This is a genomic window from Taibaiella chishuiensis (assembly GCF_003014535.1).
Classification (GTDB): domain Bacteria; phylum Bacteroidota; class Bacteroidia; order Chitinophagales; family Chitinophagaceae; genus Taibaiella; species Taibaiella chishuiensis.
Genome location: NZ_PYGD01000013.1, coordinates 88,906 through 104,531, shown reverse-complemented (window position 1 = coordinate 104,531; position 15,626 = coordinate 88,906). Strand labels below are relative to the sequence as shown.

Annotated in this window: 6 protein-coding genes; 4 read left to right on the top strand and 2 right to left on the bottom strand. The window is 51.4% G+C overall.

Annotated elements, in window-relative coordinates; translation table 11 throughout:
- Positions 1 to 17 precede the first annotated feature (17 nt).
- The 3 genes from B0I18_RS22870 (at position 18) to tamL (ending at position 11,552) form a co-directional block, all read left to right on the top strand.
- The gene (locus B0I18_RS22870) at positions 18 to 3,773 is read left to right on the top strand and encodes a sensor histidine kinase (RefSeq protein ID WP_106525092.1); all 3,756 of its coding nucleotides are present in this window, start codon (positions 18 to 20) and stop codon (positions 3,771 to 3,773) included.
- 343 nt (positions 3,774 to 4,116) lie between these two features.
- Entirely contained in the window at positions 4,117 to 9,162 is a 5,046-nt protein-coding gene (locus B0I18_RS22865) for a translocation/assembly module TamB domain-containing protein (protein ID WP_106525091.1), read from the top strand.
- A gap of 47 nt (positions 9,163 to 9,209) precedes the next feature.
- Complete coding sequence (tamL, locus tag B0I18_RS22860; RefSeq protein WP_106525090.1) at positions 9,210 to 11,552, top strand: translocation and assembly module lipoprotein TamL; 2,343 nt, start codon at positions 9,210 to 9,212, stop codon at positions 11,550 to 11,552.
- Between the two features lie 442 nt (positions 11,553 to 11,994).
- Here the strand turns inward: tamL and B0I18_RS22855 are convergent, their stop codons facing one another.
- Positions 11,995 to 12,570, bottom strand: a complete 576-nt coding sequence (locus B0I18_RS22855) for a hypothetical protein (protein WP_106525089.1) — start codon at positions 12,568 to 12,570, stop codon at positions 11,995 to 11,997.
- 208 nt (positions 12,571 to 12,778) lie between these two features.
- Between B0I18_RS22855 and B0I18_RS22850 the strand changes: the two genes are divergently transcribed.
- A complete protein-coding gene (locus tag B0I18_RS22850; RefSeq protein ID WP_106525088.1) occupies positions 12,779 to 13,939 on the top strand; it encodes an RsmB/NOP family class I SAM-dependent RNA methyltransferase in 1,161 nt (386 codons plus the stop codon).
- Here B0I18_RS22850 and B0I18_RS22845 read toward each other — a convergent pair.
- Complete coding sequence (locus B0I18_RS22845; protein ID WP_106525087.1) at positions 13,936 to 15,615, bottom strand: S8/S53 family peptidase; 1,680 nt, start codon at positions 15,613 to 15,615, stop codon at positions 13,936 to 13,938. The two genes, B0I18_RS22850 and B0I18_RS22845, sit on opposite strands and share 4 nt — an antisense overlap.
- Positions 15,616 to 15,626: the final 11 nt, after the last annotated feature.

Below are 15,626 nucleotides of genomic sequence, written 5' to 3'. Positions count from 1 at the left end.
CGGAAACCCTGTTTGATTTGGTAAAAAAATGGTTCAATAAAGCGCCCTTTACCGGGTGGATCGTGCTGGCTGCTGCCTTCCTGGCAATAGCTGCCTGTATCTATAAGCTCGAGTTGGCGCATTACAAGCCGCAATACCTCGCCAACAAGGTGCAGCACGATTTCCTGAAACGGGAAAATGCCATCGAGCAGGACCGGAACCAGGGCGTATTTGATCATTATTTCCGGAACGGGCAAGACCCGCTTATTTCCGGCGACTACTTTTATTTTATATGCAAGGGCCGCGATATCGTTTCTTGGAGCACCAACCGGGTTGACCTTAGTCCCGAGGTGATTGAACATCCCGAAGAGTATTACCAGGGAGCGATCGTCAACCTGCTTAACCGGGTCTTTTATGTGCGTGCCGACCCGGTACCGTACCCTATGGCCGGCGATACGCTGCACCACATCTTTACCCTTATCCCGATTGCAGCCGATTACAAAATAGATAACCAGTATTTCCGGTCCTGTTTTTTTGCGGATAAAAGAATACCGGCATCCACGAGCATTACCTCGGAGCCTGGTGCGGGCAGCATCGCGATCCGCGATAGCAGGGGCCATACTTTTTTTTACCTCAGCTTCGAAGAGGAACCGGCATCCCTGTACAAAGTGGGTCCCCTGGTATGGGTGTTCAGTTTGCTGGGGCTGGCCTGTATCCTGCTCCTGATCCATTATACCTGCCTGGAAGCCGGCAGGCGTAAGGGCCCCCTGCTGGGCTGGTTGCTGTTGCTGGTTTGTTGCCTCGGGCTCTCTTTTTTACACCTTAAAGTGCCTTTGCCCACGGGTTTTTCCAATACCCAGCTGTTTTCGCCAGAGCTATTGGCCTCCGGCGACAATATACGCTCGTTCGGCGACCTGCTGCGGGGCGTTATTTTCGATTGCTGGCTGCTGTTGTATCTCTTCCATAATGTACCGGTGAGGAAGCGGCCGTTCTTCAAAAATACGATCCCCGACAAAGCCTTGCGCCTGGTGCTGTGCCTGCTGCTGGTAAGCGACCTGTATAATGGCCAGGCGGTAAGCATGTACCAGCTGATTATCGACAGTAAGATCTCTTTCGAAGTCAGCGATTTTTATAACCTCACCATTTATACCTTCCTGGGTATCGCTACCATTTCGGTAATTACGGTCAATGTACTGGTGTTGCTGGCCATTACCAACGAGGTACTGAAGACGCTAACGGCAAACTACTGGCTGCGGTATATCCTGGTGGCCCTGATGAGCCTGGCCTGCATTTATGGGCTGGGGGAGCATGAACATGTATTTTCGCTGGCCGTGCTGTTTATGGCGCTGGCTGGTCTGCTGCTGATCGATGCGCTGGGCCTGCCTTTTACCCGCAGGGTAAAATCCGAACTGTCCAACTCGCCCAAAAATTATATCTGGTTTGCGATACTTTGTTCCTGGGTAACGCTCGAGATCTTTTATTTTAACTACAGTAAGGAAAAAGAACTGCGTAAGATCTTTGCCTCCAAACAGGAGCAGCGCGATGACGCGCTGGTAAACCTGGCTTTCGAAGAGGCGGGCAGCAAACTGTTGCAGGACACGATCGTAAAAACCTACTGGAAGCAGCCTTCGGCGGCAGAGCAAAACAGGATCAACAAATACATTTTCTACAATTACCTGGCCGAACAGCAACGCAAGTTCGATATCAATACCTATTACTACGACAGCCAGCGCAGGCCGCTGTTTAACCGCGATACCCTCGATGCCCTGCTGATCCGCGTGGCGGGCGAAGTGTCGGGGCATCCCTTTGCGGCAGGCCTGGTCAATGTAGAACGGTCCGTTGCTAAAAGTAAAGTGTACTGGGGCATGTGCCCGGTATTGGCATCCAATGATGCAGATACACTTGGCTTTATCGGGCTGGATTTTTCGCGGAGCCGCAAGCCGCAGAAGGATTATGTGCCGGCTTTCCTGCAGCGTAAAAGCAATCCTACCGACCAGATCTATTACGATAAATACACCTACGCCATTTACCGCAATAATACCTTGTGGATGCAAAACGGCGCTGAATTGTTCCCGCACAGGATCAACCCGCAAACCCTTACGGCCGAGTTTACCTTCAGGGAATCGTTACGCAGTTCAGTACTGGATTTCCGGCCGGGGAAAGGCGAGGTTATCCGCGTGGTTTATAAAAGAAACCTGCTGGCCGATTCGGTAGCCCTGTTCAGTTATGTACTGGCGGTATTCGTCGTGGCAGGCGGGCTTATCCTGCTGGTATGGCACCTGTTGTATTACCTGCAGCATGGCAGGATGATGTATGGCCGCTTCAACCTCTCTATCCGTTCCAAGGTCAACCTTACCATCCTGGTTACGGTATTTATTTCGCTGGTCGTGGTAGGGGCCATTACCATGAGCTTCTTAAGCAATAAATACAAACAGTCGCAACGCAACAGTCTTCGCAGCAAACTGTTTTATTTTGCCCAGAATATCAGTCATTTTGCCGAAGACCGTGCCATCAACGTATCGGCCGCTACCTTCGATTCGCTGACGCTCAGTTATGATTTCGGTTATAAGCTGAGTATGCTGGCGGAGGACCAGGGATCGGAAGTGAATCTCTACAACCAGGAGGGTTTACTGATCGCTACTTCGCAAAGCGAGTTACTGCAAAAAGGCATTACCTCAAAGCTGATGTGCCGCAGCGCTTACCTGTTGCTGCGTTCCCGCAATGAGACGGAAGTGATCAAAAAAGAAAAAATAGGCGTACTGGATTACGAAAGCGCCTATACCCCGATTACAGACAATAAGGACCAGGTACTGGCTTATGTAAACCTGCCTTATTACGAAGCCAGTACGGAACTGAACCAGGAGATATCGGGCATCCTCGGCTCCCTGATCAATATTTATACCCTCATCTTCTTTATCTCCGGCATTACGGCTATCCTGATCTCCAACAGTATTATCCGCTCTTTCCACCTGCTGATTACCCAGTTCCGCCTGATCCGGCTCAAGCACAATAAACTGATCGAATGGCCTTACCGCGACGAGATCGGTTTGCTGGTGAACGAGTATAACGTGATGATGCAAAAGGTAGAAGAAATGGCTTCGAAACTGGCCCGTACCGAACGCGAATCGGCCTGGCGCGAGATAGCACGGCAGGTGGCGCACGAGATCAAGAACCCGCTTACCCCGATGAAATTGAATATCCAATACCTGCAACAGGCCATAAAAAGCGGGCGGGCCGATATCGATGTATTGGCAGGCCGGGTATCGGAGACCCTGATCGAACAGATCGAAAACCTGAATGTGATTGCCACTGAGTTCTCCAACTTTGCCCGTATGCCGGATGCGGCGCCCGAAGCCCTGCCGGTATACGAGATCCTGGCCTCGATCGTAGACCTGTTCCGGGTAGCCGACCATACCCGTATCCTGCTGGAAGATGGCGACCGGGCCCTGGTGGTCTATGCCGATAAAAGCTATTTCATCCGCATCTTTACCAATATTATCAAGAATGCGACACAGGCCATACCGGAACCGGTGACGGGAGAGATCCATATCCGCTTCCAGGCCATGGAAGACGGGGTACAGATTGCCGTAAAAGACAATGGCACCGGTATTCCCGACGATATGATCGAAAAACTCTTTGTGCCTTATTTCACCACCAAATCGTCGGGCACGGGTATCGGGTTACCGATGACGAAGAACATGGTAGAACACTCCGGCGGCAGGATATGGTTCGAAACGGAAAAGGACCGGGGCACCACTTTCTTTGTATGGCTTCCCGAACCGGATAGGGGATAGCGCGTTGTTGCTTGTCCTCCTGTTCAGAACGGGCCTTGGCATTTTACTAACACAATACCGGATTTTAATCTTAATATTTCCCTTAAAATACAGGAAATGGTGCGGATGGTTAAACTATTCAGCCTATGGTATGTATGAAGGAAACCCGGATCGCCTTACCGTTATAGATTCATTGACTTATTAAATATAATTTTTCAGGATTTTCTTTTTAATGTTGATGAACCTTGCGATTTTTGCCTATATTGATGAGGGGAGCAGGTACGCCAGATTGACCTGTGTGCAGGCTCCGGGAGGAAAACAGCTTCTTTATTATTGTCGACATTTAACCGGGCTTACTTTTTAGATGCGGAAGTTTTTCAGGATACTACTGTACATTATAGGCAGTATACTTATATTGATCATTCTTGTCATCGTCTTTTTACAGACGCGATGGGGGAAGAATTTTGTACGTAAACAGGTAGTGAGCTACCTGCACAATAAGCTGAAGACGGAAGTCGTGATCCGTAACTTCGATTATTCCGTACCCGATAAAATACTGCTGGAGGGCGTTTTCCTGCGCGACCAGAAACAGGATACCCTGCTTAACGTAGAAAAGCTGGGCATCAATATGGATATGTTTGCCCTGATCAGGGCGAAGGTGGCGGTAGACCAGGTAGATCTTGAAGGCGTCAATGCCCATATCTACCGTACCTTGCCCGATACCACCTTCAACTATACCTATATTATCAATGCATTTGCCGGTAAAAGCGAATCGCCGCAGGTAAAGGAGCCCGCCGATACGGTAAGCAAGCCCCTGCAGATCGATGTAGCCAAGGTAAGGCTTAAGGACATCCGCTTCCGCTACGACGATGCTACCGGCGGTACCTTTTTTGCCATGCGCCTCGACAGCCTGCTGCTGCGGCCTAAAAAGATCGATCTCGAAAAGATGAAGTTTACCGTGACCGAGCTTACGGTGAGCGGCCTGCAATCGTATTTCGGTATGGACACGTCCTACCTGCCCAAACCACCGGCAGATACCGCGCCGCCCAGCGATTTTCAATTGGTGGCCGACAAGATACAGCTGCACAGTATCGGTTTTACGTTTATGAACAAACAGGACTCGATGTATTTCAATATCGGGCTGGGACAGCTTAACGGTAAGGTCAACCACTTCGGCTTGCTGCAACAGTCGGTAGACGTAGATGGTCTGAACCTGCAGGATGTGCAGAGTGTACTGGTAATGGGCAAACCCACCAAAGGGGTAACCGTAAAGCCGAAAGAGACGGATACCGATACCGCAACAAGCGAAAACAACTGGCGCGTAACCATAGCCAACGTGATGCTGAAGAACATCGGTTATGCGATGGATAACAATGCGCAGCCAAAGCAAAAGAGCGGTATGGACTATGCGCACCTTAATATCCGCAACTTCTCGCTGAATGCCGACCAGGTACTGTACAGTCCCGATACGATATCCGCCAACCTGAAACACCTGGCTATGGCCGAACAGAGCGGCTTCAGCATTATCGAATTGCGCACGCAGTTTATCTACCACAGCCAGGGCGCACTGCTCGATAAATTATACCTGCTTACCCCAAATACGGTACTGCAGGACCGCCTGGAAGTGAAATATCCTTCGCTGGCTGCGCTGGAAAAAGAGATGCAGAAAATGCAGCTCAATATCGCCGTCAACAAAAGCAAGGTGGGGATCAAGGATGTGCTTTACTTTATGGCCCCGGCACAGCAACGCCAATTGCAGCCCTATGCCAGCCAGCAACTGGCCCTTACCGCCAACCTGAAAGGATACCTGAATGCCCTGGCCATAAACGATTTTTATGCCTCGGGGCTTAGCGGTACTGAGATTGCGCTGAACGGTAAGCTGAACGGTATGCCCGATGCGGATAAACTGAACTACAACCTCAATATAAAAACGCTGCGCACAACCTACAAGGATATCGCTCCCTTTATCCCCGACAGTGTAAAGCAACAATTGCGTATCCCCGACTGGTTCAGCATTGCCGGGCATATATCCGGTACCACCAAGGATTACTTCCCGGATGTGAACATTAAAACCGCCGATGGGGATGCTACCGTAAAGGGTAGCCTGAAAATGTCGCCGGGCGAGGGTCGCGAACAGTACGACCTGGCGCTGAGTACCCATATGCTGAACCTGGGCCGTATATTGCGCCAGGATACGCTGATGGGTAAAATCAGCCTGACGGCCAATGCAAAAGGGACCAGCTTCGATGTGAACAGGATGAACACCACCTTCGATGCGCGTATCCTGTCGGCATGGCTCATGAACTATGACTATAATAATATTTACCTGGGCGGCACTATAGCAGATAAGGTGGCAACGGTAAAGGGTAATGCAACCGACCCGAACCTGAGCTTCGACCTGGCAGCTACAGCCGACCTGAGCAATAAGTATCCTGCACTGAAGGCCGACCTGGACCTGCAGCAGTTCGATCCGCAGGCGCTGAAGCTCTATAATGATACCCTGAAAGTGAAGACCCGGATCCTGGCCGATTTTGCCAGCCTGAATCCCGACTACCCCGATGGTATACTGACCTTACTCAGCCCGCAGGTAACCTTACCGGCAAGGGTCTTGAACCTGGACTCGCTCATCCTCACTTCGCGCCCGGCTGCCGACAGCGTACAGCATATAACGCTGAATGCAGCCAATATCCTCAACGCTTCCCTTACCGGGCATATGCCGCTTACCCAGATCGGCAATGCTGCGCTGGAGCATATCAACCGGCATTACCGCATATCGGATACCGGTATCAAGGCGCCGGCCAGTTACGATATGGCCCTGGATGCCAGCATTACCTACCGCCCCGTACTCAAGAAGTTTGCACCCGATCTGAAGCCTTTCGATTCGATCAGGATCAACGCGGCGCTGGATAATGCCGCGCTGAATTTCAATGCTTATATACCCCGTATCATTTACGGTACCAATAAGCTCGACAGTGCGGTAGTAACCGTGCGCGAGTCGGGCGATACCCTGCGGTATGCCGCATCGGTTAAAAAGTACAGCCAGGGACAGTTTGAGCTCTGGTACCCTTCCGTTACCGGTCGCCTGCGGGCCGACAGCATATACGTGCTGGCCAATATCAAAGATTCCTCCCGTAATAACCAGTTCCGGCTTGGCGGCGCGATCAGCCACGATATCAACAACGACAGCAGTCTTACCAGTATCCGTGTGTTTAAAGGCATGCTGATCAATTACGCCCAGTGGAATGTAAACCCGGCCAACCGGATCATCCTGGGCAAGGACGGTTTTTATATCCGCGATTTCGAGCTGAAACGGGATAACCAGGCCATTACCGTAAGCAGCGTGGCGCCGGAGTTCCGTTCGCCGATCGACCTCACCATCCGTAACTTTTCGCTGGGCGACATCATGACTATGATAAGCCGCGATACGCTGATTGCCGATGGTACCCTTAATGCGAAAGTAAACCTCGACCTGCGCGATTCCTTCCCTAAAGTAGTAGGCGACCTGAGTATCGACAGTCTTAAGGCCTATAACCAGACCATCGGCAATGTTACCGCCAATGCCAAAAATGAAACGGAGAATGTGTATGAAGCCCAACTGGCGCTGAAAGGCAGTGAGAACGATATCCTGCTCAAGGGTAATTATTACCTGGTGCCGGTTGATAGCAATGCCTTTAATTTTGATCTTAATGTCAATGCCTTAAGTCTTAAGAGCCTGCAGGGACTGGCTTTCGGGTCAATCCGCAACAGTTCCGGGTTTGTAAGGGGCAACCTCAACATCAAAGGTACGCCGGAGCGCCCCCGCATCCTGGGTGAATTGAAAACAGACCAGTTGAAAACCACGGTGAGCATGCTGAATGCGCCTTTCCTGATGCCGGCAGAGACCATCACCTTTGCGCGTGAGGGTATGTTGTTCAACAACTTTACCATTAAAGACAAGAATGGGCATGATGCCACCATCAACGGCAGGGTGCGTACCCGCGATTACAGCCGGTATTTCCTTAACCTGAAGGTCAATACCGACCACTGGCAGGCCATCAGTTCCAAAAAGACGGATTACGAGATGTTCTACGGCGACCTGTTTATGAGCTCGAACCTCAGTATTACAGGATTGGCTACGGCACCTAAAATAGATGGCGACCTCACTATACACGACAGTACCAAGCTAACCTATGCGATGATCGATTATGGTCCGGGCATCTCGGAGAGCGAAGGTATTGTCCGGTTTATCGACAGCCGCGATACTTCCTGGGTCGATTCCACGCAGCTGGTTACCCGGGGCAATAACCTGCGGCTGTCGCGCAGCGCACAGCTTAACGTAAACGTGGGTATTGAAAAGAGCGCAGTATTCAACGTGATTATAGACCCGGTAACCGGCGATAACCTGCAGGTAAAAGGAGAAGCCTCGCTGAACGCCGCTATGGGCGCCGATGGCGCTATGGGCCTCACCGGTAACTACGAACTGAGCGACGGTTACTACGAACTGAACTACAACTTTATCCGCAAGAAATTTAAGATACAACCGGGCAGTACGGTAACCCTCTCGGGCGATCCGCTGGATGCGGACGTGGATATCACAGCCGCCTATTCTGCCAACATAGCGCCTTACGAACTGGTGGAGAAACAGGTTGACCAGAGCGAGCTCAACTATTATAAACAACGCCTGCCTTTCGATGTATTGCTGAAGATGAAAGGAAAGGTAATGAAGCCCGAAATCACCTTCGATATCGTATTGCCGGAGAATAAAGCGGGCGTGGTAACCTCGAACGTGGCTACCCAGGTACAGAACAAACTGACAGAGATCCGCACTGATCCTTCGGTATTGAACAAGCAGGTGTTTGCCGCCCTGATCCTGGGCCGTTTCATTGCCGACGATCCCTTTGCATCGGGTGCAGGCGGCGGGCTCGAATATGCTGCACGCCAGAGCGCCAGCCGCTTCCTCAGCGATCAGCTCAATAACATCGCCGGACAGCTGATACAGGGCTTTGAACTGAACCTTGGGCTCGAATCGTCCGAAGACTATTCGACCGGGCAAAAGTCGAACCGTACCGATCTGAACATCTCGGCTTCCAAAAGGTTATTTAACGATCGCCTGAATATTACGGTGGGCAATGACTTCCAGTTGGAAGGCCAGCAGGCGCAAACCCAGCAGAGCAGCCTGATACCGGGTAACCTGTCGGCCGATTACCGGCTTACGGAAGATGGCCGTTACCTGGTGCGCGCTTACCGGGTCAACCAGCTGCAGAATATTATCGACGGTTATGTGATCGAGACCGGTGTAAGCTTCCGTATAGCGATCGAGTACAATAAGTTCAAATACATTTTCCGTAACAGGGCCAAAGCCCAGCGCCGGTTACAGGAGCGGAGAGCCGAAGAAGCGAAGCGGCAGCAGGGTGGTGGGGTAAAAGAATAACACCTGCTGTATCTATTCATTCAAGACTAATTTTTTAAGACCAATTGATGCCCAAGCCAAGCAAATATTTACTTTCTTCCTTACTGATACTGTATGTGCTGCACGCTATGTCCTGCAGCAATTCCCGTTACCTGTCCGAGAAAGAATCGCTTTACCTGGGCAGTACGGTCAAGATTACGGATTCGGCTATGCCCAAGTCGGAAAAAAAACGCCTGGCTACCCAACTGGAAGAATCCGTGCGGCCCAAACCCAACTCCTCGTTCCTGACCATACGCCTTAAACTTACCCTGTATAATATTGCCGGCGTACCCAAAAAAGAAAAAGGATTCCGCAACTGGCTGCGCAACAAGATCGGTGAGCCGCCGGTATTGGGCAGCGAGCTCAATATAGACGGCAACAATAAAGTACTGGTCAATATCCTGCAGAACCAGGGCTATTTCCATGCGGTATCGACAGGTACCAAACAAACAAAAAAGAAAAAGACCCATGGTTTTTTTGAAGTGACGGCCGGACCGCAGACCAAAATCCGTAATGTATACTACGAGAAGACCGACACTTCGGTACTGGCACAGGATGTAGCCGACCGCGAAAGCAAATCACTATTGAAAACCGGCGATCCCTATAACCTCGATGTGGTTAAAAACGAGCGCATAAGGATCGATAATATTCTAAAGAACAAAGGGTATTACTATTTCAGCCCCGACTATATCCTGATCGACGCGGATACGGGTATCGGCAACAACGAAGCCGACCTGACCCTGAAGATGAAGTACAACGAAATGCCGAGGAATGCATACCGTAAATACACCATTAACCAGGTGCTGATCCAGCCCAACTACCGCCTGACCAATACCAGCAGGCGCTCGGGCGACAGCACCTTCCGCCGCCGCAATCCCTCTGCGGCCGATACGGTACTGTATAACAATTTTAAAGTAGTGGACCGGCAAAAGCTGTACCGGCCCTATGTATTTTACCAGGCCATGCAGCTCACGCCCGGCGAGCTCTATAATAAACGCGACCAGAATATAGCCCTGAACAGGCTGGTCACGCTGGGCGCGTTTAAATTTGTAAAAAATGAATTTACACCGGTGCGGGACAGTACGCGCAACCTGCTGGATGTGTCGTACCTGCTTACGCCTTACCCGCGTAAGGCCTTCAACGTAGAGTTTGGCGGCTTTACGCAAAACGACAGCAGGGGTGGTGTGCGGGGTTCCTTCAGCTGGCGCAACAAAAACCTGTTCCGGGGTGCAGAGGTATTTACCGTTAAGCTTACCGGGAGCTTTGAGGCGCAATACGGCGGCGGCGTACAGGCGCAAAGACCCAATACCTATAATTTTGGAGTGGAAACCAACCTGAACATTCCCCGGTATATCGTGCCCTTTATCGATATCAAGCCGTCGGGTATGTACATTCCGCGTACCATTATGTCGGCCGCCTATAACTATTCCCTCAGGTCGGGTATGTACCAGATCAACTCACTGAGTTTCGGCTTCGGGTACAACTGGAAAGAAGATGCCGCGAAGGATCATAAGCTGTTTCCCTTCAATATTACATTGGTAAGGACCGATACACTCGACCTGGCCAAAAAAGATTCCTTTAACCTGAGTAACCTGATCTATAACGGTATCATCTTCGGGCCTACCTACGAGTATACCTATAACTCGCAACTGGACGGCCGTAACCGTAAAGACAATTTCTATTTTTCGGGCCTGGTCGATCTGTCCGGCAACCTGGTTGGTATTGCCCAGCGTGCTTCGCCCGATAACCCCCAGAAGATATTCGGTTCCAACTATGCCCAATACCTCAAGTTCCAGGCCGACTTCCGTTATTACCGCAACCTTACCGAAAAGACCGTGCTCGCATCGCGTGTTATGTTCGGTTACGGTTATTCCTATGGCAACTCCAGCAAACTGCCCAACGTGAAGCAGTTCTTCAGTGGTGGTAGCAGTAGTCTCCGTGGCTTTGCATCGCGGCTTGTGGGCCCGGGTATCTATAACGAGTATTACCTTAAAGGAACGACCAAACAGTTCGAGATACGCGGCGATATCAAGGCCGAAGCCAACCTGGAGTACCGGGCCAAGCTGTACCGGTTTATCGAAGGTGCTGTATTTGCCGATGCGGGTAACGTATGGCTGCAACGGCCCAACAACGAGGATTTCCCGGGCGGCGAGTTTACCAAAGACTTCTATAAACAACTGGCCGTCGATGCCGGTGTGGGTATCCGTTTCGACTTTTCGATCCTGCTGCTGCGTTTCGACTTCGCCTTCCCGATCCGCAAGCCCTGGCTGCCCGATGGCGAGCGCTGGCGCTTTAACGATATCCGCCTGGGCGATCCCGACTGGCGCAGGGAGAACCTCTTCTTTAACCTGGCAATCGGTTATCCGTTCTAAAATGTTCCCGGCTGCGCGTGCCGCAATGCCGCGTTATGATCCTGCAACGGTCTTAGCTCCGTTGGGACGTGCCTTACATGTTATTATTGCATAAGTAATTTAGGTATAAGGCGGGAGCCTGCACAACCGGCGGTTTTTTGTATCGTTTATCCCCACTTTTTTCTTGTCGCGGCGTTCGCGCTGCGAGAAAATTGGAATTTTATGGCATCACATTTGCCCGCCAGGACCCGGTATGGTAGTTTATATATCTATCCCGGATTGCTTAGGCGCTCGCTATTAATTTCCATTAGATAAGTGACATAGGTACAGGTCGGCAGGCTCGATTTTTAATACCCAGCAGCAATTCCGTTTGATCATAGGTGGTAACAATCTTGCATCCATACAAAAGCGCCTGTAATTACTACAGGCGCTTTAGCTTTTTATGATACAGGCAAAACAAATCTTATTCGGTTTTCCCCAATACTACGTTCCGAAGTTTTACGGCAAACTGCATATTCAGGATACCGTAGAAAATGGAAAAGATACCAATAACAATAAAGGAGAAGGTAAGCGAAAATACATGTGCCAGCAGGCCTACGGAGATGATCGTACCCAGGATAACGCTACCGAACCTGGCCGCCATATTCCTGGGGTTGACCACGTTTTTAAGCAGCAGGGTATAACCGTACATAAACTGCAGGGTAATGATAAAAATGATACCATAACTCATGTATTCGATAAACTGGGGTACCGATCGCACCACGAAGGTAAAGACGATACCGGCCAGCAACTCGATACACCCCTCGAGCAGCAGCCACTGGTGCGCTATCTTAAGGTGCCTGTTGTTGTAGGCGTAAGCAAAGGTGAACAGAGCCGCGGCGATGTTCAGGAGTCCGAAAGTAAAAACCAATGCCATCGGGTTAATGATGGCCCCCAATAATGCTGCAACACCCCAGGCAATAGCCAACGAACCTTTTGCGATCAGCAGGTTATTACGTCGTGCGGCACCCGTTTGTCGATTCTGAAGGGAGTAGTCCATGACCGTAATTTTTTGATGATACTTTGATTACAGCCGGGAAGGGAAATTGTTGTCGCCGGGGCACGCTTAAATGTTAAAATTTGATAGGAAATGCCGACTATAACGGTTTGAATGGCGCTAATCCCTTTAATTTGAGAATCTCGCGATAAAACGGCATTTTTGCCGGCCGAAGCCCCTGTACCTGCAGGCCGGCTGTTAATGAATAATCATGCAGTTTCTTTTATTCCATATCGAATCCGTACTGACCACTTACAAGGGCAACCCGCCATTGTCTGTTTTCCTGAAAGCCTATTTCCGGCAACATCCCAAATTAGGATCCCGCGACCGTAAAGCCATCAGCGAAGCGGTGTACATCTATTATCGCTGTGCGTCGGCCTGGGATAACGGAGCGCCGGTATTGCCGGTAATAAAGACCGGTATGCAGTTATGCGGCAGCGATAACCCCTTCCTGGACCGGGTGCTGCAGGGTGTGGCAGCTGCGCCTGTGCCAATAGTCGAAGCCGGGTTCCCGGTACCGCTTTCCGCAGGTATGTCTGCGGGCGGCTGGCTGGCTTCGCTAAGGCGTCAGCCCCGGCTTTTTATACGGGTAAGGAAACAAGTGGATAAGGTAATGGTCCTGTTGCAGCAGAGCGATATCGACTGTCACAAAGAGGCTACGGGCTGGCCAGCCGGGCAGGAGCGTGCAGACGATTGCCTGTCGCTGAAGAATGGCGCCCCGGTAGACCGCCTGCTCGAAGAAGAAGATTACGTGGTACAGGACTGGGCCTCGCAGGCAAGCATACAAGGCGCTTTGGACCTCATGCGACAGGCGGGCTTTGTACCGCAGCAGGTATGGGATGTATGTTCCGGCGCCGGTGGTAAATCGATACTGCTTAAAGACAAACTGCCGGCTTTCCGGCTACTGGTCAGCGATATCCGCGAAAGCATCCTGCATAACCTGAAAATGCGCTTTAGGAAATACCATCTTTCGGGCCTGGAAATGAAGGTGATCGATAACACGGCTACGCAGCAGGTTGCGGCAGCCCTGGAAGGACGCCTGTTCGATACCATTATCTGCGATGTGCCCTGCAGTGGCAGCGGTACCTGGGCCCGTACACCCGAGCAATTTCATTTTTTTGAAATGGAACAATTACAGAAGTTTGCAGCGCTGCAGTATCCCATTGCAGCCAATGCCCTGTCCTGTCTTGCACCGGGCGGTTTCTTCGTATACATTACCTGTTCGGTATTTGTTGCCGAGAATGAGGCCGTGGTACAAAGGCTCATGGAGGGGCGCCCCGGCTTGCAACTGCTACACAGCGGTATTATCGACGGCATCAGCCGCGGGGCCGATTGTATGTTTGTCGCCGTTTTTCGAAACCAACTCCCTTAGTGTTTAACGATCTTTTCTACCTGGAATCCTTTTGCAGTACTGATCCGGACAAAGTAAACACCGGAAGGAAAGGCGCTGATATCTATTTTTTCGGTAGCGCCGGCAGCCGGCCGTAATGCGGCCTGGTAAACGGGCCTGCCCTGCAGGTCGTGGCAGGTAACCACAGTGGCGCCGCTGGTTGCGCTGGATGTGCGGATATAAATAGCCGTGGTGGCCGGGTTAGGGTAGACCAGGAAGGCGGGCGCACCGTTTTTGGTAATATCGCCGATATCGGTTACCCGGTCCAGCGCTTTTTTAAAGTCGGGAATGCCATTGCCGGTCTTAACGTTAGGTGTGGCAAAGGAATCGGATACTGATTCTATGAGCCTGCGCATCCTGCCGGGTTGCATGGCAGGCGCGGCCTGCGATAAACAGGCGGTAAGTCCTGCGAGCACCGGCGTGGAAATGGAAGCCCCGCTTGCAATACCTACCGTACCGTTACTCACGATCACCGAAACGGAAGTGCCCTGGGCACATACATTGGGCTTAAGCAGTCCCGATGCGTTAGGGCCCTTGCCCGAGAACGAAGAGGCCAGCCGTGCAGCGGTTACCGAGCCTATGGTCATAACGCTGTCTGCATCGCCGGGTGTCAATATATACTGCCAGGGCGTGACGCCTTCGTTGCCTGCACTTGCCAGCACTTGTATGCCTTTACTGAAAGCGGTATTGGCGGCCCGGGCTACGATGGTGGTATGCCCGTTAAGATCGCTGTAGGTATAGGAATCATCCGGGTTGTCGAATTCGTTATAACCTACCGAGGTCGTGATCACATCGGCGCCTATACTGTCGGCGCGCTCGGCAGCGGCCAGCCAGTTATCTTCTTCTATACTCTGTTCCGTAGCCTGGTCGTCGCTTACATACAAGGCATAACTCGCTTCGGGCGCAGTGCCTACGTAGCCGCCGGGCAGATAGGCTGCCATGGTCGATAAAGTTTTACTGCCATGATCGGAATAGCCGAATACATGTGCCGTATCGTACAGGTAGTTCCAGGTATCGGTAAGCCGGTTATGGCTGCGCATACTGTCGTAGGCCTGCGCCAGGGTTACGCCGGCAAACCCGAGGTCTATGGTAGCAATCAGCATGCCCTGTCCCATGCGGCTGTTCTGGTGCAGGTAGTTGCCGTTGCACATACCGATCTGCGACCAGGCGTCGCCATAGAAGGCCTGGTCGAAGGTGGCGGGGGCAGTGCCGTTGGTACCCATCGTACCCGATCCGCCACCGGTGGCCGGCGCGGTATGGGCGCCATGCAGCCCGCTGGCATAATAGGCTACCTGTTTTATGTTTTTAACGAAAGCAATATTTTGTAATTGCAGGATCTTGCTGGAGTCCGATAACAGCACCACGCTGTGGTTCTGCCATTTGGAGCTGAGGTGCAGTATGCCCTCTGTAACCTTGAGCACGCTGTCGATATACACTTTATTGACCGGGAGATCGGTACTGTCGGTCGCGATACCGTACTTTGCGCGGCGGGCAATGGCCCTGGGCGAGAGGTAGGCTGCCGGCGCCGACAGGGTAAAGGTGGTTGCGTTTTTATCTTTAAAGCTTACGCGGAAGGCGTATTGCGGGTTTTGTGCGGATGCAGTTATACTTATAATCAGGAAAAGCAATAATCCCAGGTGCTTGGCTAAAGATCCCATCGTCGATATGA